Source organism: Microbacterium sp. NPDC058269, assembly GCF_042881445.1.
Lineage (GTDB): Bacteria > Actinomycetota > Actinomycetes > Actinomycetales > Microbacteriaceae > Microbacterium.
This window is the reverse complement of sequence record NZ_JBHVXT010000001.1, coordinates 650,803-669,661: the sequence shown is the minus strand read 5'-3', so window position 1 is coordinate 669,661 and position 18,859 is coordinate 650,803. Positions and strand designations below refer to the sequence as shown.

At 69.4% G+C, this 18,859-nt stretch carries 20 protein-coding genes; 7 read left to right on the top strand and 13 right to left on the bottom strand.

Going from position 1 to position 18,859, the window contains the following annotated elements; genetic code table 11:
• Window positions 1-32 precede the first annotated feature (32 nt).
• Window positions 33-410: a hypothetical protein gene (locus tag ACFVWL_RS03340; RefSeq protein ID WP_387178446.1), complete on the top strand. Its 378-nt coding sequence runs from the start codon at window positions 33-35 to the stop codon at window positions 408-410.
• A gap of 57 nt (window positions 411-467) precedes the next feature.
• Here the strand turns inward: ACFVWL_RS03340 and ACFVWL_RS03335 are convergent, their stop codons facing one another.
• Window positions 468-815: a hypothetical protein gene (locus tag ACFVWL_RS03335; protein WP_387178444.1), complete on the bottom strand. Its 348-nt coding sequence runs from the start codon at window positions 813-815 to the stop codon at window positions 468-470.
• A gap of 297 nt (window positions 816-1,112) precedes the next feature.
• Here ACFVWL_RS03335 and ACFVWL_RS03330 point away from each other — a divergent pair, with 297 nt between their 5' ends.
• Window positions 1,113-1,598, top strand: coding sequence for an FBP domain-containing protein (locus ACFVWL_RS03330; protein ID WP_387178441.1), 486 nt, complete (start codon window positions 1,113-1,115; stop codon window positions 1,596-1,598).
• Between the two features lie 95 nt (window positions 1,599-1,693).
• Here the strand turns inward: ACFVWL_RS03330 and ACFVWL_RS03325 are convergent, their stop codons facing one another.
• The 6 genes from ACFVWL_RS03325 to ACFVWL_RS03300 form a co-directional block, all read right to left on the bottom strand.
• Window positions 1,694-2,512, bottom strand: coding sequence for a PaaX family transcriptional regulator C-terminal domain-containing protein (locus ACFVWL_RS03325; protein ID WP_387178438.1), 819 nt, complete (start codon window positions 2,510-2,512; stop codon window positions 1,694-1,696).
• On the bottom strand, window positions 2,502-3,743 hold the full coding sequence (locus ACFVWL_RS03320) for a kynureninase (RefSeq protein ID WP_387178435.1): 1,242 nt from the start codon (window positions 3,741-3,743) through the stop codon (window positions 2,502-2,504). Before ACFVWL_RS03320 ends, ACFVWL_RS03325 begins: the two co-directional genes overlap by 11 nt.
• 1 nt (window position 3,744) lies before the next feature.
• A complete protein-coding gene (locus tag ACFVWL_RS03315) occupies window positions 3,745-4,785 on the bottom strand; it encodes a hydrolase (protein ID WP_387178432.1) in 1,041 nt (346 codons plus the stop codon).
• A complete protein-coding gene (locus ACFVWL_RS03310) occupies window positions 4,785-5,636 on the bottom strand; it encodes a tryptophan 2,3-dioxygenase (protein ID WP_387178430.1) in 852 nt (283 codons plus the stop codon). Before ACFVWL_RS03310 ends, ACFVWL_RS03315 begins: the two co-directional genes overlap by 1 nt.
• 62 nt (window positions 5,637-5,698) lie before the next feature.
• Window positions 5,699-7,414 carry an amidase gene (locus ACFVWL_RS03305; protein ID WP_387178427.1) on the bottom strand — a complete coding sequence of 572 codons (1,716 nt, stop codon included), beginning with the start codon at window positions 7,412-7,414 and terminating at the stop codon, window positions 5,699-5,701.
• Window positions 7,414-8,454 (bottom strand): agmatine/peptidylarginine deiminase, encoded by a 1,041-nt coding sequence (locus ACFVWL_RS03300; RefSeq protein WP_387178425.1) that lies wholly within the window; start codon window positions 8,452-8,454, stop codon window positions 7,414-7,416. The genes ACFVWL_RS03305 and ACFVWL_RS03300 overlap by 1 nt, the downstream gene beginning before the upstream one ends.
• A gap of 67 nt (window positions 8,455-8,521) precedes the next feature.
• On the opposite strand from ACFVWL_RS03300, the gene ACFVWL_RS03295 reads away from it, so the two are divergent.
• Together ACFVWL_RS03295 and ACFVWL_RS03290 are read left to right on the top strand one after the other, a co-directional pair.
• The gene (locus ACFVWL_RS03295) at window positions 8,522-9,259 is read left to right on the top strand and encodes a TetR/AcrR family transcriptional regulator (protein ID WP_387178422.1); all 738 of its coding nucleotides are present in this window, start codon (window positions 8,522-8,524) and stop codon (window positions 9,257-9,259) included.
• A gap of 10 nt (window positions 9,260-9,269) precedes the next feature.
• Window positions 9,270-10,643 (top strand): pyridoxal phosphate-dependent decarboxylase family protein, encoded by a 1,374-nt coding sequence (locus ACFVWL_RS03290; RefSeq protein WP_387178420.1) that lies wholly within the window; start codon window positions 9,270-9,272, stop codon window positions 10,641-10,643.
• Between the two features lie 28 nt (window positions 10,644-10,671).
• On the opposite strand, the gene ACFVWL_RS03285 is transcribed toward ACFVWL_RS03290, so the two are convergent.
• Both ACFVWL_RS03285 and ACFVWL_RS03280 read right to left on the bottom strand, forming a co-directional pair.
• Window positions 10,672-11,727: an alpha/beta hydrolase gene (locus ACFVWL_RS03285; RefSeq protein WP_387178417.1), complete on the bottom strand. Its 1,056-nt coding sequence runs from the start codon at window positions 11,725-11,727 to the stop codon at window positions 10,672-10,674.
• Window positions 11,728-11,861: 134 nt separating this feature from the next.
• Complete coding sequence (locus tag ACFVWL_RS03280) at window positions 11,862-12,386, bottom strand: TetR/AcrR family transcriptional regulator (RefSeq protein ID WP_387178414.1); 525 nt, start codon at window positions 12,384-12,386, stop codon at window positions 11,862-11,864.
• Window positions 12,387-12,467: 81 nt separating this feature from the next.
• Here ACFVWL_RS03280 and ACFVWL_RS03275 point away from each other — a divergent pair, with 81 nt between their 5' ends.
• Window positions 12,468-13,178, top strand: coding sequence for an MBL fold metallo-hydrolase (locus ACFVWL_RS03275; RefSeq protein ID WP_387178411.1), 711 nt, complete (start codon window positions 12,468-12,470; stop codon window positions 13,176-13,178).
• A 12-nt stretch (window positions 13,179-13,190) separates the two neighbouring features.
• Here ACFVWL_RS03275 and ACFVWL_RS03270 read toward each other — a convergent pair whose 3' ends face one another.
• The 3 genes from ACFVWL_RS03270 to ACFVWL_RS03260 form a co-directional block, all read right to left on the bottom strand.
• Window positions 13,191-13,754 carry a cysteine hydrolase family protein gene (locus ACFVWL_RS03270; protein ID WP_387178408.1) on the bottom strand — a complete coding sequence of 188 codons (564 nt, stop codon included), beginning with the start codon at window positions 13,752-13,754 and terminating at the stop codon, window positions 13,191-13,193.
• Window positions 13,751-15,193: a purine-cytosine permease family protein gene (locus tag ACFVWL_RS03265; RefSeq protein ID WP_387178406.1), complete on the bottom strand. Its 1,443-nt coding sequence runs from the start codon at window positions 15,191-15,193 to the stop codon at window positions 13,751-13,753. The genes ACFVWL_RS03270 and ACFVWL_RS03265 overlap by 4 nt, the downstream gene beginning before the upstream one ends.
• Window positions 15,194-15,260: 67 nt before the next feature.
• A complete protein-coding gene (locus tag ACFVWL_RS03260) occupies window positions 15,261-16,541 on the bottom strand; it encodes a M18 family aminopeptidase (protein ID WP_387178404.1) in 1,281 nt (426 codons plus the stop codon).
• Window positions 16,542-16,675: 134 nt separating this feature from the next.
• On the opposite strand from ACFVWL_RS03260, the gene ACFVWL_RS03255 reads away from it, so the two are divergent.
• Together ACFVWL_RS03255 and ACFVWL_RS03250 are read left to right on the top strand one after the other, a co-directional pair.
• Window positions 16,676-17,050 (top strand): hypothetical protein, encoded by a 375-nt coding sequence (locus ACFVWL_RS03255; protein WP_387178402.1) that lies wholly within the window; start codon window positions 16,676-16,678, stop codon window positions 17,048-17,050.
• Between the two features lie 191 nt (window positions 17,051-17,241).
• A complete protein-coding gene (locus tag ACFVWL_RS03250) occupies window positions 17,242-18,105 on the top strand; it encodes an EamA family transporter (protein ID WP_387178400.1) in 864 nt (287 codons plus the stop codon).
• Here ACFVWL_RS03250 and ACFVWL_RS03245 read toward each other — a convergent pair whose 3' ends face one another.
• Window positions 18,106-18,762, bottom strand: coding sequence for a response regulator (locus ACFVWL_RS03245; protein ID WP_387178398.1), 657 nt, complete (start codon window positions 18,760-18,762; stop codon window positions 18,106-18,108).
• Between the last annotated feature and the right edge of the window lie 97 nt (window positions 18,763-18,859).

Below are 18,859 nucleotides of genomic sequence, written 5' to 3'. Positions count from 1 at the left end.
GGTGTGCGATGGACTCGATGATGATGGGCGCCATGTCGAAGAACATGGAGTCGATGCCCGACATGCAGATGATGGACATGGCCGTCATGCAGGCGTGCATGGATGCGTGCGCCGCGTGCGAGCAGGCCTGCACGGTGTGCTCGACGCAGATGATGGACTGTTCGCCGGCCTGCATGAACTGCGCAGACATGTGCAACACCATGATGCGGTCCATGATGCGGATGCAGGGGATGACCCCCGCGTCGATGATGGCGATGCTCAACGCCTGCATCGCGATGTGCAAGACGTGCATGGATGCGTGCGCGCGGCATGCCGACGAGAGCGACGTCTGCCGGATGTGCGCTCAGGCATGTCAGGCCTGCATGGACGCCTGCTCGGCTATGAAGGACATGCTGATGGCGAGCGCCTGAACCGGAGCGCCTGAACCGGAGCGTCTGAACCGAAGGCCGGGTCAGGCTTCCGCGACGTCAGATGGTGGCGACGTTGAACTGCGTGCCGCCGACGGCCAGCACGCCGTAACGCGCGTGGAGCGCGACCGGCGTGCCGGCGACGGCCTCGAGCGCGGCGCCCGAGCCGTTCCACAACGCGTGCGCATCGCCGTCGAGGGTGCGCACCACGAGGTCTCCGGAGACGGCGTCCGCCGACTCGACCAGGGCGTCGACCCACTCCGCGGGCGTCGCCGAGGCGATGCGCGCCTGGATGAGGTGAAGCGCGTGTCCGGGGGCGAACGAGGAGCACCGGCCGCCCTCGCTGCACATGCACGCCGCACGCTCACGCACCGGGAGGGGCGAAAGGCGGTTCAGTGGCGTGGACACGATGGTCTCCTTCTGGTTCGACGTTCCGGAAAGACTAAGTCGCCCGTTCCGCGGGGCACAGGCGGGCCGACACGGAGTGAAACAAACGGGTGTAAGCTCGCCGGGTGCTGTCGTCGATGAGCGCCCTCGGGGCGCAGAGCGGAGCTGCAGGCGCCTTCCGCGCCGCAGACAGAGGCTGAGGACCCACCGGAGGCGGAACCCCCGTCCCCGGTGTCGTGACGTACCCGGCATCCGCGTCCGGGATCTTCCTCCGATCGACTCGCCTTCGCGGCGACCACTCCGAAAGCACTCACTCTCATGCGTCCCATCGACGAGCGCGCCATCCGCGCCTCCTTCCTCAACACCTCCCGTAAAGAGGTCTCCGACCTGACCCTGCCGCCCGGTTTCGCCGAGATCGACTTCGATCGCCTCGACTTCCTCGGCTGGGCCGACCCGAAGATGCCCCGCCGGGCGTATGTCGTCACGTGGGTCGACGATGCCCCCGTCGGCGTCTTCCTGCAGCGCGCCGAACAGCGCGTGATCGCCAGGGCACAGTGCTCGTGGTGCGAAGACGTCACGCTCCGCAACGATGTGCAGCTGTACGTGGCCCGGAAGGCCGGGCCGGCCGGGCGAAAGGGCGACAGCGTGGGCGTACTCACCTGCGCGGAGTTCGGCTGCAACCACAACGTCCGCATCCTGCCGCCGTTGGCCTACCAGGGGTTCGACCGCGAGTTCGCGCGAGACCTGCGCATCCTGCGACTGCAGGAGCACGTCGCCGGCTTCCTCGCCGAGGTCGCCGGCTGATCCCGACTTCTGTTGCTCCGGTCGCACTTCCTGCCGCTCACGGGTCGCGAAGGCGACAGGAAGTGCGACCGGAACAGGGGCTCGGGGCAGCCAGGTCAGGCCATCCGGGCGCGCACGTGCGCCCAGGCGGGTGCTGACAGCTGCGCCGACCGGCGGGCGAACTCGTCGAAGCTGCGACGACCGGGCCAATCGGTCGGCAGCATCGAAGGGGGAAGTCCCGGGTCGGTGTAGGGCAGCACCCGCCAGCGGTCGATCAGATGCACGTACGCGGCGAACGGCTCGTCGGGCAGCGTCGCGAGGGAGGCCTGGAACGTGAGGTGCTCGTCACGCAGCGCGTCCAGGTCCCACCACTGCGCCGCGGCGTCGATCAGGGTACCGGCAGGCACGGGGGTGTAAGTCGGGAACAGTGTCGCCCACCGGCGCGCGTCGAGTTCGTCGAGGATCTGCATCACCTCGTCCTGCAGGTGCCCGGGGCAGATCCACAGGGCGGGCGACACGACTCCGGCACCGATCCACTGCAGCCGTCGGCGCAGTTGATGGCGCACGCTCCTCGCGCTCTCGGGCATCGAGAACGACACCAGGCACCAGGTGTCGGCATCCGTCATCTCGCGCATCTCGAAGATGCGCCGGTCGCCGCGTTCGAGCATCCGGGTGGCTGCCGGATTGAGGCGATAGCCGATCTGCTCCTCGCGTGCGGCGAGCAGCAGCCCCTTCTGTTTGAGGCGCGCGACACCGGTGCGCGCCGGGGCCGGTTCGATGCCCAGGTCGCCCGCGAGCGCGACCAGATCGGCGGCCGAGATCCATCCGCCGAGAGGACGCAGGAAGACGCCGATGAATGTCCGCAGCAGCGACGCGGTGCTGCCGGGGCGGGCATCGATGTCGTCCAGCACGGGCCCGGCGAGGTCAGAAGTCACCGGACTCCAGGGCGTCGCGCACCGCGAGCACGCCGGTGATCGTCTCGACGTGCGAGGTGCTCAGCGGGGAGAGCCCGAGGCGGATGCCGTCGGGGAACCGGAAGTCGGGGATGATGCCGTCGGCCCAGAGCCGTCGGGTCACGTCGCGGAAGTCCGGGTGGCCGATCGTCACGTGCCCACCCCGCAGGTCGGCGTCGCGCGGGCTGAGCAGCCGCACGCCGAGAGGCGCGAGCACCTCGTCGTAGGCGTGCACCGCGAGGTCGGTCAACGACTGCGACTTCGCCCGGACACCCTCGATCGTGGACTGTTCGATGAGGTCGAGCATGCCCTGCATCGCGAGCATCGAGGTCACCGGCGGGGTTCCGCTGAGCAGCTGGCGGATGTCGCCGGACGGCACGTACTCCGGTCCCATCGCGAAGATGTCGTCCGCGCTCCACCAGCCCTGGATCGGCTGGCGCAGCACACCCTGGAGCCCGCGGCGGAGGTAGGCGAAGGCGGGAGAGCCCGGTCCGCCGTTCAGATACTTGTAGGTGCAGCCGACAGCCATGTCGACGCCCCATTCGTCGAGCTGCATCGGGACCACGCCGGCCGAGTGGCACAGATCCCACATCATCAGAGCGCCGGCCTCATGCGCGGCCGCGGTGATGCCCGACATGTCGGCCAGGGCTCCGGAGCGGTAGTCGACGTGGCTCAATGACACCAGGGCGGTGCGTGCGGAGACCACGGCCTCGACATCGGCGATCGTCACCCCGTGCACCGGATCGGGCTCGAGCCAGCGCAAGGTCATCCCGGTTTCGGCGGCCACGCCCTCGGCCAGGAAGCGGTCGGTGGGGAAGTTGCCCGCCTCGATCACGAGCTCGGTGCGGGCCGGGTCGGCCGCCGCAGCGGCGCGCATGAGCTTGTAGATGAGCACGCTGGTCGAGTCGGCCACGACGGTCTGGCCCGCAGCGGCACCGAGCGCGACCCGTCCGATGCGATCCCCGAGCTCCATCGGCAGCGCCATCCACTGCTCGTCCCAGGAGCGGATCAGCCGCGTGCCCCAATCGTCGCGCACGAAGGCCGCGAGCTTCTCGGGAATGTCGCGCAGGGGCCGCCCGAGCGAGTTGCCGTCGAGGTAGGCGGTGACCCCCGGCGCCTCGGCGAACGCATCGAGGTGCGCGCGCAGCGGGTCGGCCGCGTCGAGAGCGCGGGCACGCTCGAGGAGGGAGGAGTCGGCGGGCGTCGTGGTCATGTCACACCTTCAGATCGGCGGGGGCGAGGGGGCGGGCGTCGAGCAGATCGGCCGATGCGGGGGAACGGCCGGGGAGGAGCAGGAGAACGGAGGCGGGGTCGAACGGGTACACAGGGGCGAGCGCTCGAAGGAGGGCGGCGTCATCGAGCCCGGCCTCGCGGAGGGCGGCGACCTCGAGCGGGTTCAGGTCGACCGGCATCGGCCCGTTGCCCAGGTCGGTGCCGTAGAGGAGGGTGCCGCCGGCGGCGTGGAAACGACGCACGTTGTCGATCGCGATCGTCCGCTCGGGGTCGTCGTGGATCGCCAGTGTCGAGATCCATGAGGCGGAGGTCACCTGGCGCGCGATCTCGTCGTCGTCGAGGCGCTCCGTGAACGGGGCGTGGGCGAGACGTGCCGCGCCGAGACCGACGACGCGCTGTGCTTCGCCTGACCCCTCGGCGTGCGCGACGACGGGAAGGCCGCGGTCGGCGGCGCGCAGGACGATCGTGCGGAAGAGGTCGTCGGTGAAGACCGGCCCTGCGGTGCTGTTGCTGGTGACCTTGATGCAGGAGGCACCGGCATCAGCCATCTCCGCCACGGCTTCGACGGCGGCATCCATGTCGGCGACCTCACGCACCGAATCCTCCGGCGCCCACTCGCGGTCGGAGGGATAACCGCCCGGAGCGGTCACGAACGCGCCGGCGAAGTCGATCTCTACCGCCTGCCGCGTTCGTTTCTCAGGAGCATGAGTGTCGGCCGGGCCGGATTCGCCCGTGGCGGGTCGGTCGGAGGGTGTTCCTCCTGAGTTGTGCACGGCGAGCCGGCGCAGCACTTCGGGTCTTCCGCCGAGGTCGACCACGCGGCCGAGGCGCGAGCCCGCCAGCAGGCCGTGCTCGACGAGCTGCAGATGCACGTGGTGATCCGTGAATCCGCCCGTGATGACGCCCTCGATGCGGGGGAGACCTGGGGCAGGGCTCTCATCGCGCAGCCGCACGCGCCCGTCGACGAACTCGACGACGCCCTCGCGCCACCCGATCCCGTCGAAGAACGTCGCGGCCCGCATCAGCTGCCGATCTCGGTGCGCACGGCGTAGAGCTCGGGGAAGAACGTCAGATCCAGCGCGCGCTGCAGGAAGCCGACGCCGCTGGAGCCGCCGGTGCCGACCTTCATCCCGATCGTGCGAGCGACCGTCTTGAGATGCCGGAAGCGCCAGAACTGGAAGTTGTCCTCGAGGTCGACCAGGTCTTCGCATGCCTCGTACAGGTCCCAGTACCGGCTCGGGTCCTGGTAGATCTCGCGGATCGCGGGCACCAGCTCCGGCGTCTCCCGGTAGGGCTCGCGCACGTCGCGTTCGAGGATCTCGGTCGGGACGGGCAGTCCTCGGCGAGCGGCGAAGCGCAGGAACTCGTCGTACAGCGTGGGCTTCTCCCACTCGGCGGTGAGGAGAGCGAGGTTGGCGGGGTGGTCGGCGAAGACGCTCAGCATCTTCTCGTTCTTGTTGCCGAGGGCGAACTCCACCGCCCGGTACTGCACGGACTGGAATCCGGACGAATTGCCCAAGGCCCCGCGGAACTGCGCGTACTCGGTGGGGGTGAGGGTGGCGAGCACCGACCACTGCTGCGTCATCACGTCTTGGATGCGCTTGACCCTGGCGATGCGCTTCAGAGCCTCGCGCAGGTCGTCACGCGCCAGCAGCTCACGGGCGGAGGACAGCTCGTGCAGCAGCTGCTTGAGCCACAGCTCGGTGGTCTGGTGCTGGATGATGAACAGCATCTCGTCGTGGTGCTGCGGTTCGCTCACCGGATGCTGCGCCGTGAGCAGCTGGTCGAGCGCCAGGTACGAGCCGTACGTCATCCGGCCGGACAGGTCGGTGACGATGCCGGATTCCAGGGCGCGTTCGTTCTCGGTGTGCATGCGCCGAATATATCACTTTCGTGGCGAGCGTCACAGGAGTGTTATATTCTACACGCCTCGCTTCAGAGCGCGGGAGTGCGCGACGGCGGGGTGCGTCGGGTTCCCGGGCTGCCGACGGCCTCGAACGCCGCGGCGAGGCCGAGCAGCCTCGTATCGTCGTAGGCGCGTCCGGCGAACGTCAGGCCGATCGGCATCTCGATGTCGCTCATCAGACCCATCGGGACCGTGACCGTCGGGATGCCGAGGTGGCGTAGGGCCAGATTGCCGTTCGCGATCCAGACGCCGTTGCGCCAGCCGAGATCGGCGGACTCCGGGTTCACGTCCATGTCGGCCGGCCCCACGTCGGCGACCGCGGGGAAGACCACGGCGTCGAGTCGCAGGACGTCCATCCACACCTCGAGGTCACGGCGGCGGGTCTCCTCCAGGCCGCGCAGCCCGTCTTCGAGCTCGGGCATGTCGGTGAACGAGGCATCGGGATTGTCACGCACCCAGTCCGGATACTCGGCGATGTCGTCGTCGAACCCGGCGTAACGGTCGGGGAGCGCGCCCTCCGGATGCGGGAAGATCGTGGCTCCGTCGACCTCGACGAGCGAGCGCAGAGCCGGGTCGCCATTCGCTTGCAGGAAGTCTTCCCACGCCCACGCCGAGAGGTCGACGATCTCGCGGTGCAGGTACTCCGGCGACACCAGGCCGCGGGTCACGATGGTGTGCGCGCCCGGCCGATCGCCCTCGTAGTTCGACACCGCGGGGAAGTCGACCTCGATCACGGTGGCTCCGGCGGCGGTGAGGTCGCGGTGAGCTGCGTGCCAGCGCTCGATGATGCTCGCCCGCGTGTCGATGCGCTGTCCGGTGGGGCCGCCGATCCCCGGGTTCTCGGCGCTCCCCGCATCCGGGTCGGCGTTGATGTACATGCGGGGGATGCCGATGCGTGCACCGACGAGCGTGCGCGCCGCGCCCGCGGCGAGGGCGCGATACGACTCCGGGCGGACGGCGGATGCGGTGGGCAGCTCGACCCACGGCTGCGCCCGCCAGAAGTCGCCGCGGGTCTCGGCGTCATCGGTGACGATCACGTCGAGCACCTCGAGCAGATCGACCATGGTGCGGGTGTGTGGCACCACCACGTCCATGGTGGGAACGAGCGGCCAGTTGCCGCGGGTCGAGATCACCCCGCGCGACGGGGTGTAGGCGCACAGGGCGTTGTTGGTCGCCGGTCCTCGCCCGCTCGACCAGGTCTCTTCGCCGAGTCCGAAGGCGGCGAAGCTCGCGGCGGTCGCGGTGCCGGAGCCGTTCGAGGAGCCCGAGGCGAAGGGCGCTGTGAGGAAGCCGGCGCTGTACGGGCTCTCCGCCCGGCCGTAGACGCCGCGCTGCATGCCGCCGTTCGCCATCGGGGGCATGTTCGTCAGTCCGAGGCAGATGGCACCGCCCGCGCGCAGCCGCTCGATCGTGAAGGCGTCGTGCTGAGCCACCAGCTGCGCGAACGCCGGGCTCCCTGCGGCGGCGGTGAGGCCACGGACGAGGTAGCTGTCCTTCGCGGTGTACGGGATGCCGTCGAGCGGCCCGAGCGTCTCGCCGCGGCCACGGCGAGCATCGGATTGCGCGGCTTCGCGCCGTGCCTCGGGATTGGCGACGACGACGGCGTTCAGGGCGGTCTCGGTGTCGGGCGCGTCGAAGGCGGCGATCCGGGCGAGGTACGCATCGACCAGCTCGACTGCGGTCGCGGCGCCTGTCTCGAGGGCGCGCCGCAGGTCGGCGATGGACGCCTCGACCACGTCGAACATCAGCGGCGCCCGTCGAGTGCGGGCTGCTGCTGGGTGATGCAGTGGATCCCACCGCCGCGGTCGAACAGCGGGCGCGCATCGACCGTGACGACCCGGCGTCCGGGGTAGGCGTCGGCGAGGATCTCGCGTGCCGCGGCATCCGCCTTCTCGTCACCGAAGCCGCACGCCACCACGCCGTCATTCGTGACGAGGTGGTTGACGTAGCTCCAGTCGACAGGACCCTCGTCGTCACTCAGCGTCGACGGTGCCGGCAACCCGATCACCTCGAAGCGGCGGCCGGCGGCATCCGTCTCCTCCGAGAGCAGGGCGCGCAGCTCACGGGTGACGGCATGGTCGGGGTGATCGGGGTTCTGCTGGTCGTGCAGCAGCAGTCGCCCGGGCGAGACGATCGTGGCGACGATGTCGACGTGGCCGTTCGTGCCGAAGTCGTCGTAGTCGCGGGTGAGCCCGCGGGGCAACCAGACAGCCTTGGTCGCACCGATCGTGCGGGCCATCTCGGCCTCGATCCGCTGCTTGTCGGCGTAGGGGTTGCGTCGGGGGTCGAGCTGCACGGTCTCGGTGAGCAGCACGGTGCCCTCGCCGTCGACGTGGATGCCCCCGCCCTCGTTCACGAGCGTCGAGCTCACGAGCTCGGCTCCGACCGCGCCGGCGACGATGCGTGCGTGCTGCGCGGCCTTGCGCCACTCGGCCCATTCCGGCGCGCCCCAGCCGTTGAAGATCCAGTCGACCGCGCCGAGGACTCCCGGACGTTCGTCGTCGACCACGAACGTCGGCCCGGAATCACGCATCCAGAACTCGTCGACGGGTGCCTCCACGATCTCGATGCTGCCGCTGAGCATGCGCCGCGCCCTGGCGACCTCGCTCGGATCGACCAGCATCGACACGGGCTCGAACTCGGCGACGGCGTGGGCGACGGCGGTCCAGGTGGCGTACCCCTCCTCGCGCTCGGCGTCGCTCGCGCCGAGGGTCTCGCCCTCGGCCGGGAACGCCATCCAGGTGCGCTCGTGACGGGCGGTCTCGGTGGGCATGCGCCAGCTCATCGTGTTCTCCTCGCTGTTGCCGTTCGTCTATTGAACATGCGATCAACAGGTGTTACGGTAACCCCTGATGAAGACCACGTCAACAGGTACCGCCGCTCGGCGGATGTCGCCGGAGGAGCGCGATCACTCGATCCTCGACGGTGCGCTCGGTCTTGCCCGCGAGAGCGGACTCGAGAGCCTCACCGTGCGGGCGGTCGCTGCCCGCGTCGGGGTCACCCCCGCGCTGGTCGCGCACTACCGGCCGGGGATGGACACCTTCGTCGCCGACGTCTTCGGGCTGATCGTGGCGGCGGAGCGTGACGAGGTGATCGCCGCCTTCGACGACACGGCCTTCGACGACGCCGACGACCTGCGGGCCGGTCTGCTGCGCCTGATCGAGACCCTGCTCGACGCCGACCGCGACGATGTCACCCTCATCTGGGTGCAGGCCTGGGCGCTCGGTGCCCGCAACGATGCGCTCGCGGCGCGCGTGCGGCAGGAGATGGACGGGTGGCAGAGCGCGCTCGAGGAGATCTTCGCCCGTGCCGCCGTCGCAGGCGCGATCGCCGCCGGCCGTGCCGACACCGCCGCGTGGCTGCTGCTCGCGATGGTCGACGGCATGAATGCGCACTCGCTGGTGAAGTGGGCGCCTCGCGACCGTGCCGACCTCGCCAGACGGGCGCTGTCCGCTGTGCTCGACAGCGCGACGTCCGATGCGCTCGCCACCGACTCCCGATCCACAGACGCCCGATCCACAGACGCCCGATCCACAGACTCCCGATCCACAGACTCCCGGTTTGATGACTCCCGATCTGATGACAAGTAAAGGAACGCCCATGGATGCTGTGCGCATGCACGCGGCCTCGCCCGAATCGACGGCGATCGTCGATGCCGTGCTCGACTACTCTCGCCGCCGCATGCTCGCAGCCGACGTGCCGCTCGACAAGCCGCAGTCCGAGGCCGAGCTCAACCGTCTCGTCGGACCGACGATCACCGACTCGGGGCTCGGCGCCGCGCGCGCCCTGAGCGTGTTCGAGCACGTCCTCGCGCCGGCGTGCCTGACCACGAGCCACCCGCTGTATCTGTCGTTCATCCCGACGGCACCGACCATGGCCGCGATCGCGTTCGACCTGGTGGTGTCGGCATCCGGGCTCTACGGCGGCAGCTGGCTCGAGGGCGCAGGTGCCGTGCACGCCGAGAACGAGGTGCTGTCCTGGCTCGCGAGCGAGTTCGGGCTGCCCGACACGGCGGGCGGGGTGTTCGTGCAGGGCGGCACGATCGGAAACCTGTCGGCACTGGTCGCCGCGCGCGAGGCCGCCAAGGCTCGTCTGGTCGCGGCCGGCAGAGATCTGCCGACCCGGTGGAAGATCCTGTGCAGCGTCGAGGCGCATTCCTCCAACAAGTCGGCCGCGAAGATCATGGACGTCGATGTGCTGCTGGTCCCGGCCGGCGACGACGGCGTGCTGCGGGCAGAGGGCGTGCGCGAGGCCCTCCTCGAGCACGGTGACGAGATCTGTGCAGTGGTCGCGACCGGAGGTTCGACGAATTTCGGCATCGTCGACGACATCAAAGGCATCGCCGCGCTCAAGGACGAGTTCGACTTCTGGCTGCACGTCGACGGCGCCTACGGCCTCACCGCCATGCTGGCCCCGGAGGCGCGGCACATCTTCGAGGGCGTCGAGCGCGCCGACTCGGTCATCGTCGACCCGCACAAGTGGCTGTTCGCGCCGTTCGACTGCTGCGCGCTGATCTACCGCGACCCCGACAGCGGGCGCCGGGCGCACACGCAGCACGCCGAGTACCTCGACATCCTCACCGACGTCGACGAGTTCAGTCCCTCGGACTACTCGATCCAGCTCACCCGGCGACCGCGCGGTCTGCCGATGTGGTTCTCGGTCGCGACCTACGGGGTGAACGCCTACCGCGAGGCCGTCAGCGCCGGACTCGCACTGACCCGACGGATCGCCGACGAGATCGCCCGACGGCCGGAGCTGCGTCTGGTGCGCGACCCGCAGCTGTCGATCGTGGTGTTCGAGCGGGAAGGGTGGGAGCGCGCCGACTACGACCGGTGGTCGGCGGCGCTGCTCGACTCGCAGCGGGCGTTCGTGGTGCCGAGCTCGCATGCCGGGCGTCCGAACACGCGCTTCGCGATCCTGAACCCGCTCACCACGTTCGAAGACCTCGTCGGCATCCTCGACACGATGAAGTAGGAGCCCGGCGCCGGAGTGCCGCGCCGACTCAGCGCGTGGTGTGCGCGTCGAGGAAGTCGATGGTCTTCTGCAGGGCGGTCCGCGCGTCGGGAAGGTCGAGGTGGAACTGGTACTCGTGCGGGAGCTGCGGCTCATGCGGGGCGGGCCAGAACTGGGTCGTCACATCGACTCCGAGCTCGTCGAGCCGCTGCGCCATCGGGATCGACTGCAGCCAGGTGAGACCGTCGCCGTTGCCGCCCGAGATGTAGGTGGCCGGGAAGCCGGCGGTGACCCAGTCGACGGTCGACATCGTCGCGCCGGTCGAATCCTCGGCCCAGGTCTTGGTGCCCGAGTACGCCCACATCGCCGACTTGAAGCCCCAGCCCGCGATGCCGTCGAGGCGTGCCAGGGCGGCGAGGTCGTACACGCCGCAGTTGAGCACGGTCGCGGCGAGCTGGTCGGCGGTGATCGACGGGCTGATGCCCATGATCTCGGCGTAGTCGGGGCTCGTGATCAGGGTCGCCATCTGGCTGGCCAACTGCGCGCCGGCGGAATCTCCCGCGAGCACGATCTGCGAGGCGTCGACACCGAGCTCTTCGGCATGCGCGTCGATGTAGGCGAGGGCCTCGTCGAGCTGGTGCACGGCGAGTGGGTACACGCCCTCCGGCCCGATCGTGTAGTTCACGCCGATGGTGGTGTAACCCTCGCCCGCGAGGATGCGCAGGTACGGGTCGACGTTCTCCTTCGCCCCGGAGATCCAGGCACCGCCGTGGATCCAGACGACCGTGGGCAGCGGGCCCGTGGCGGATGCGGGGCGGAAGACGTCCATGGTCGTGTCGGCGCCCGCATCCCCATATGCGACGTCGAGCTTCTCGGTGAGCTTCGTGTCGGAGACGTACTTGTCCATCTCGGCAGCGGTCTCGTCGCCGCCCTTCGTGAAGACAGCGCGGATGATCATGGCCGACGGCCACGGGGTGAGGGACCCCACGATCGCCACCACGGCCACCACCGCGACGACCACTCCGACCGCGATCTTCGTCCGATGCCAGGGGCGTCTGACGTGCTTCGGGCGTGCGGATTCTTCGGCGTGTGCGTCGATGCTCATGGACCCCTCCACCGCTCAGTGTGCCAGTATTCCGGTGCTCATCTCGTCGTTCGAATCGCGCAAGTTGCCGCAAATCACGGCGGAATGCGACCAGTTGCGCGATTCGAAGGCGGCCCGAGCCACCGCCACGGGACTCAGCCGGTCATCCCCGCGGTGAGCCGGCGCACGCCGTACTCGAAGGCGCGGTCGACGTCGCCTCCGAGACGGAAGGCGCCGGAGAGCTCCATCTGCAGAAAACCGGTCGCCCAGGCGGTGAAGAGGCGGGCGGCGTCGAGCGCGTCATCCTCGCCGACCAGGGAAGTGGCGGCGCGGATGAGCGGTGCCGCCGAGCGCTCGAGCGCGTCATGGGGAGCCGCGATCGAGAACATGATGCGGAAGCCCTCCGGATGCTCGTGCGCGAAGCGGCGATAGGCGTACGCGAGTGCGGCGATGTCGTCGCCGGCTGATTCGAGTCTGGCCGTGAGCGCATCGATGGAGGCGGCCGCGACGGCGGCGTGCAGGGCGTCTCGATCGCGCACCCTCTTGTACAGCGAGGGGGCCCGCACGCCCACGCGCTCCGCCACGGCCTGCATCGTGAGGCCTGAGGGGCCGGCGACCTCGAGGATGTCGCGCCCCGCCGCGACGATCTCCTCGGTGGACGTGCGTTCGGGTGTCGGCATCGGATCCTCCTGGATGGCTATTGACAATAGCCATGATAGCTACGTAACGTAGCCATCGCAATCGTCCCGAGAGGATCCGCCATGAAGCTCGCACCGCACCTGCACCGCCTCGGCAACGACATCGTCGCCTCGTACCTCGTCGATCTGCCCGAAGGCATCACCCTGATCGACGCCGGCCTTCCCGGACACTGGCATGACCTGAAGCGGGAACTCGAGGCGATCGGCCGACCGTTGTCCGACATACGCGGCCTCGTCCTGACCCATGGCGACGGCGACCACATCGGCTTCGCCGAGCGCCTGCGCACTGAGGTCGGGGTGCCCGTGTTCATCCACGCGGCCGATGCTCATCGGGTGCGCACCGGTGAGAAGCCCAAGACCGCGATGGGGCCGGCGAAGATCGGACCGACGCTCGGCTTCTTCGCCTACGGTCTGCGCAAGAACGCGCTGCGTACGCCGCACGTATCGGTGGTGACCGAGGTCGCCGACGGCGACGTGCTCGACCTGCCGGGTGCTCCGGTCGTGCTCGGGATGCCCGGTCACTCGCCGGGCAGCATCGCCGTGCACGTGCCGGCCGCCGATGCGGTGTTCGTCGGCGACGCGCTGACCACCCGGCATGTGCTCACCGGTCGCACCGGAGCGCAGCCGGCTCCCTTCACCGACGCGCCGGACGAGGCGCTCGCCTCCCTCGATCGCCTCGCCACCATGTCGGCCTCGTGGGTCCTCCCCGGTCACGGTGCGCCCTGGCACGGCTCCCCGTCCGACATCGCCGCCGCCGTGCGGGCATCGTCCTGACGCCCGGCCCCGTCAGTGGCCGGCCAGCACCGCCGCGGTGTCGCTCACGGTGATCTGCGGGGGATACAGACCCATCACCTGCAGCGCGGCCGCGTGGTTCTCGGCGGTCGATCCGGCGCAGGCATCGGCAGCGATCGTGACGTGAGCGCCGGCGTCGGCGGCGGCCAGGGCCGTCGAGATCACACAGCAGTCCGTCGAGACCCCGGCGAGCACCACATGCGCCCCGCGCCCGACGACCGCTTCGAGTTCGGGCCCCCATTTGCCGAACGTCGGCAGGTCGAGGCTCGGATGCGATGACAGGTCCGCGGCTTCGGGTACCAGGGCGAACAGCGGATCGCTCGGCGGCTGATCCGCGAACGGCCAGGCGGCGAAGTAGGCGCCCCAGGACGTGGTGCGGTCGGCGGTCGGCATCCAGCGCGTCACGAGCACACGGCTGCCGAAGGCTTCCGCCAGGGCGCGGATGCGCGGCATCGCCTCGGCGAAGAAGGGCGAACCCCAGGCGGAGTCGGGCGCGGCGAAGATCGCCTGCGGGTCGATCACCACGAGCCAGGTGTCCGAGGTCGACGGAGCGCTCACACGGCCTCCTGGTGCCGGATCTTCGCGGCCCTGGCGAAGTAGGTCACGAGGAACGACAGCACCAGCGCGAAGAACACCCCGAGGTTCGCGTACGCCCACTCGCCGTCCCTGCCGCCGATGAGGAACAGCAGGTAGCCCTGCCAGTTGTTCCACGCGGCATCCTCGGCGAAGTTGTTCACGACCAGACCCCAGCCGACCACGCTCGTGACGACCAGGGTGCCGATCGAGGTCCAGTCCCACGCGCCGTAGCGTCCGTTCCGGTCGAACAGTGCTTCTTCGTCGTAGTCCTTCTTCCGGCGCAGGATGTCGGCGATCAGGATGCCGGCCCACGAGGCGAGCGGCACACCGAGCGTGATCAGGAAGCTCTGGAACGGACCCAGGAAGTCGGTGGCGAAGAACACCACGAAGATCGTGCCGATCGTGAGGATCACACCGTCGATCGCCGCGGCCGACGGGCGGGGGATGCGGATGCCGAGGCTGAGCAGGGTCAGCCCGGAGGAGTAGATGCCCAGCACCGCGCCCGAGACGAGCGCGAGCACGGCGGTGAGCAGGAACGGCACCAGCACCCACGGAGGCAGGATCGATGCGAGGGCACCGATCGGGTCAGCGGCGATCGCGTTCATGAGGTCTTCGTCGGAGCCGCCCAGCAGCAGGCCGAACACCACGAGGATCACGGGCGCCACCGATCCGCCGATCGTGTTCCAGGCGACGATCGCCCCGTCGGATGCCGTGCGCTTCTGGTAGCGCGACCAGTCGGCGGCGATGTTGATCCAGCCGAGCCCGAAGCCGGTCATCACCATGACGAGCGCGCCGATCACCTGCCCGATGCCCCCGTCGGGGCGCGCCATCACGGCGGCGACATCGATGGCCGGCGCCGCGAGGATGATGTAGACCACGGTCACGACGCCGGTGATCCAGGTGAGCACCGACTGCAGCTTCATAATGGTGTGATAGCCGAGCACGGAAGCCGTCACGATCAGCGCGGCGACGATCACGGTCGCGACGATGCGCAGCCAGATGCTGTCGCCGTCGCCCCCGAGCTGCGTGATCACGGTCGCGGTGGCGAGCACGGCCATGATCGCGAGGAACGTCTCCCAGCCGATCGAGGTCAGCCACGAGACGATGCCCGGCACCTTCTGGCCCTGCACGCCGAAGGCCGCGCGCGAGAGCACCATGGTCGGCGCGGAGCCGCGCTTGCCGGCGATGGCGATGAGCCCGCAGAGCAGGAACGACACCACGATGCCGATGACCGAGACGATCGTCGCCTGCCAGAACGAGATGCCGAAGCCCAGCACGAAAGAGCCGTACGACATTCCGAACACCGACACGTTCGCGGCGAACCACGGCCAGAAGAGGTCACGAGGCTTCGCGGTGCGCTCGGATTCGGGGATGATCTCGATGCCCGCACGCTCGATGAGGGCCGGCTTGATGTCCGTCATGCTCACATCCTGGCACTGCCGGAGCGCGGCCGGGCGGACTTCGTGTGGGGCGGATGCGCCCTCGTGCTCAGCCGGCGAAGAACGACTGCGCGGTGCGGGTCAGATCGTGCAGGTCGGAGACCCCGGCGAGCTCGCGCGCGGAGTGCATCGAGAGGATGGGGATGCCCACGTCGACCGTGCGGATGCCGAGGCGGGTCGCCGTGATCGGGCCGATGGTCGAGCCGCACGGCACGCTGTTGTTCGACACGAATTCCTGCGTCGCAACGCCGGCGCGCTCGCACCAGGTCCGCCACGACGCCGTGCCGATCGCATCCGTCGCGTAGCGCTGGTTGGCGTTGATCTTGAGGATCGGGCCCGAGCCGAGCACCGGCTGCACCACGGGGTCGTGCTTGGCGGCGTAGTTGGGGTGCACCGAGTGACCCACGTCGCTGGACAGGCACCACGATGAGGCGTAGGCCTGGCGACGCGCGGATCCATCGGCGCCGAGGCCCGCGTACACGCGTTCGAGCACGTCTTCGAGGAAGGGGCCTGCCGCGCCGGAGCGGGACTCCGAACCGAGTTCCTCGTGGTCGAAGGCGGCGAGCACGGCGATCGGCCCTCCCGCCGCCGGGTCGTGCGCTTCGAGCGCGACCACGCCGGCGTGCACCGAGGCGAGGTCGTCGAGACGGCCGGAGGCGAAGAACGCGTCGTCCTTGCCGAACACCGCGCCGCGTGCGGAGTCGGCGACGACCACGTCGTACCCGCGGATCTCGGAGGTGGAGACGTCGGCGGAGGAGGCGAGCTCGGCGAGGATGTCGGCCTCGGTCGCATCTCCCAGTCCCCACACCGGCTGCGTCTCGGTCTGCTTGTCGAGGGCCAGGCCGTTGTTCACGCCGCGGTCGAGGTGGATCGCGAGCTGCGGAAGGCGCAGCAGGGCCCCGGTGTCCGCCAGCACCACACGACCGTCGGCCAGTGCCAGCCGCCCGGCGAGGCGCAGCTCGCGGTCGAGCCACGAGTTCAGCAGCGGTCCGCCGTACACCTCGACTGCGGCCTGCAGCCAGCCCCGCGAACCCGTGGTCGGCTGCGGCTTGAGCTTGAAGCCGGGGGAGTCGGTGTGCGCACCGAAGATCTGCACGGGGGTCGTCGACGTGGCATCCGCCGGCACGACCCACGCGATCGCTGCCCCATCGCGTACGACGACGTACCGGCCGCCCTGCGTCGGCCAGGCATCCTCTTCGCGCAGACGGGTGAATCCGGATGACTCCAGTCGTCGAGCGACCTCCGCCGCCGCGTGGTAGCTCGAGGGCGAGGCGGCGACGAAGTCGGCGAGGTCCTCGGCGTGGGCGAGTGCGGCGGGGGTGACGGGCATGTCGTGACCTTCCTGAAGAGCGCGGTCCTTCGAGCGTAGTCTCCATCGCCGGGCTTCCCTCGGGGGTGACCGCCGCTGCCGATGGGTCTCCCAGGAAGAGCAGCCACGATGGGGGCATGAATCGTCTGGGGAAAGTGACACTTGCCACGTTCGTCGTGGTTGCCGGGGCAGTGGGGCTGTCCGGGTGCTCGTTCGCACAGGAAGGACCGGATCTGCTGATGTACGAGGTGTCCGCCTCGGAACCCGGGGGCGAGATCATCTATGTGAACACGGCGGGCCCGGCGGAGTCGATCAGCATCACGGAGGAGATGACAGAGGCCTTCTGGGCACACGCGCCCGAGCTGAATCTGAGCACGACCACGCCGCGCATCAACGTCACACCGCCGACCGGAGCGACGGCGACCTGCCGAATCCTTCGGGTCGAGGGGACGGACGTCTCCGTGGTGGCAGAGCGCACGGGGCAGGTCGATGCCGACGTCGAGTGCATCGCCCCCAACCTCGGAGGGTAGGACGCTCCGTTTGCCGGGCGTTCACAATGGCGCGTTAGGCTTTTCCCGATAGCGCCTAGGGTTCCGGGGTTCGCGCCCGTCTGGTCCGAGCGGCGCCACGGCCCTCCTCCGCAGGAGAGCCGTCATCTGACAGGACAAAAGCCCGGAGGACCCTGTTCGTCGCGCCGCGCGCCGGACGGAAGGGTCTCGTCATGTCTCCTCTCGCGTTCGTCCTGGTCTTCGGGGCCGCCATCGCCCACGCCTCGTGGAACATCATCGCGCACGGCATCAGCAGGGCCGGCGCTCCGTTTCTGTGGTGGGGTGCCGTCGGCAGCACGGTCGTGTGGATCGGCGCTGTGCCGTTCACGGGCGGTATCGGTGCCGACGATCTGGGGTCGTTCGCCCTCGGGGTCGTCGTCTCGTCGGTGCTGCACGTCGGCTACATGGCGGTGCTGCAGCGCGGGTACCGCGAGGGCAACCTCTCCACGGTGTACGCAACCGCCCGCGGAACCGGGCCCTTCCTCTCGGTGATCGTGGCCGTGCTGCTGCTCGGCGAGCGTCCGTCGGCCATCGCGCTCGTCGGCGTCGCGGCCGTGATCGTCGGCGTCGTCGCCATCGGGCTGGTCGACCGGGGCAGAGGCGCGGGCACACGCCGGCTCGATCCCGGCATCGTCTTCGGGCTGCTCACCGGTGTCGCGATCGCGGTCTACACGATCTGGGATGCGCACGCGGTGCGTACCTGGAACCTGTCGCCGGTCGCCTTCATGGTCGGAACCACGTTGCTCCAGGTGCCGTTCTACTCGATCGCGGTGCGTCGGCGCTGGGGGGCGGTGTGGGCGCTCGGGCGTACGCAGTGGCGCCGCATCCTCGCCTTCGGTGTCCTGTCGCCGTTGTCGTACATCCTGGTGCTGACGGCGATCCAGATCGCACCGGTCGCCCTGGTGGCGCCGCTGCGCGAGGTCAGCGTGGTGCTGGTGAGCCTGTTCGGGGTGTTCGTGCTGCGCGAGTCGCGGCCTGCGTTGCGGATCGCGGCCTCGCTCGTCGTCGTCGTGGGGATCGTGATGCTCGCGTGGTGATCAGCGGAAGCTGACGAGCCCGGCGTGCGCGGCGGTCACGAGGATCTGTACGCGGTCGCGCAGGTGCCACTTGGACATCATGCGTCCGAGGTGGGCTTTCACCGTGCCCTCGGAGACGATCAGGGCCTTGGCGATCTCCGCGTTCGACATGCCCTGTGCGAGGCAGTGCAGGACCTCGATCTCGCGGTCGGTGAGCGGCTCGAGCGCAGCCGCGTCCGCGGCCACAGGCGTCGAGTCGCGGACGTGCTTGATCAGCATCGAGGCGATCCGAGGGGAGAGCGAGCTCGCGCCGCTGTGCACCTCGCGGACGCCCGTGACGATGTCGTCGGCGCTGGAGTCCTTGAGCAGGTAACCGGAGGCGCCGGCGCTGAGCATCGGAAGAACCGTGTCGCTTCCGTCGAGCGTGGTCACCGCGAGCACGCGCACGTGGGGCCAGCGCTCGGCGATCACGCCGGTGGCCTCGATGCCGTCCATCTCGGGCATCTGCACGTCCATCATCACGACGTCGGGCTGCTCTCGCTCGACAGTGGCGATCGCCTCGAGTCCGTCTTCTGCCTGCGCGACGACGGTGATCTCCGGGTCGCGCGACACGAAGTGCGACAGCGCCGAACGGACGAGGGGATCATCGTCGACGATCACGACACGGATTTCCTGCATAGGGGGAAGCCTAACGGCGCGAGCGGCGGAAGGACGTCATGTAGACCTTTGGCCAAAAAGGTCTGGACCTGAGACAGATGTGCGCCGAGATGATCGC

Coding starts and splice junctions, on each gene's coding strand:
- ACFVWL_RS03340 (WP_387178446.1), top strand. CDS start 33: ATGTCGAAGAACATGGAGTCGATGCCCGACATGCAGATGATGGACATG.
- ACFVWL_RS03330 (WP_387178441.1), top strand. CDS start 1,113: ATGCGTCCCATCGACGAGCGCGCCATCCGCGCCTCCTTCCTCAACACC.
- ACFVWL_RS03320 (WP_387178435.1), bottom strand. CDS start 3,743: ATGACCACGACGCCCGCCGACTCCTCCCTCCTCGAGCGTGCCCGCGCT.
- ACFVWL_RS03315 (WP_387178432.1), bottom strand. CDS start 4,785: ATGCGGGCCGCGACGTTCTTCGACGGGATCGGGTGGCGCGAGGGCGTC.
- ACFVWL_RS03310 (WP_387178430.1), bottom strand. CDS start 5,636: ATGCACACCGAGAACGAACGCGCCCTGGAATCCGGCATCGTCACCGAC.
- ACFVWL_RS03305 (WP_387178427.1), bottom strand. CDS start 7,414: ATGTTCGACGTGGTCGAGGCGTCCATCGCCGACCTGCGGCGCGCCCTC.
- ACFVWL_RS03300 (WP_387178425.1), bottom strand. CDS start 8,454: ATGAGCTGGCGCATGCCCACCGAGACCGCCCGTCACGAGCGCACCTGG.
- ACFVWL_RS03295 (WP_387178422.1), top strand. CDS start 8,522: ATGAAGACCACGTCAACAGGTACCGCCGCTCGGCGGATGTCGCCGGAG.
- ACFVWL_RS03290 (WP_387178420.1), top strand. CDS start 9,270: ATGGATGCTGTGCGCATGCACGCGGCCTCGCCCGAATCGACGGCGATC.
- ACFVWL_RS03285 (WP_387178417.1), bottom strand. CDS start 11,727: ATGAGCATCGACGCACACGCCGAAGAATCCGCACGCCCGAAGCACGTC.
- ACFVWL_RS03280 (WP_387178414.1), bottom strand. CDS start 12,386: ATGCCGACACCCGAACGCACGTCCACCGAGGAGATCGTCGCGGCGGGG.
- ACFVWL_RS03275 (WP_387178411.1), top strand. CDS start 12,468: ATGAAGCTCGCACCGCACCTGCACCGCCTCGGCAACGACATCGTCGCC.
- ACFVWL_RS03265 (WP_387178406.1), bottom strand. CDS start 15,193: ATGACGGACATCAAGCCGGCCCTCATCGAGCGTGCGGGCATCGAGATC.
- ACFVWL_RS03260 (WP_387178404.1), bottom strand. CDS start 16,541: ATGCCCGTCACCCCCGCCGCACTCGCCCACGCCGAGGACCTCGCCGAC.
- ACFVWL_RS03250 (WP_387178400.1), top strand. CDS start 17,242: ATGTCTCCTCTCGCGTTCGTCCTGGTCTTCGGGGCCGCCATCGCCCAC.
- ACFVWL_RS03245 (WP_387178398.1), bottom strand. CDS start 18,762: ATGCAGGAAATCCGTGTCGTGATCGTCGACGATGATCCCCTCGTCCGT.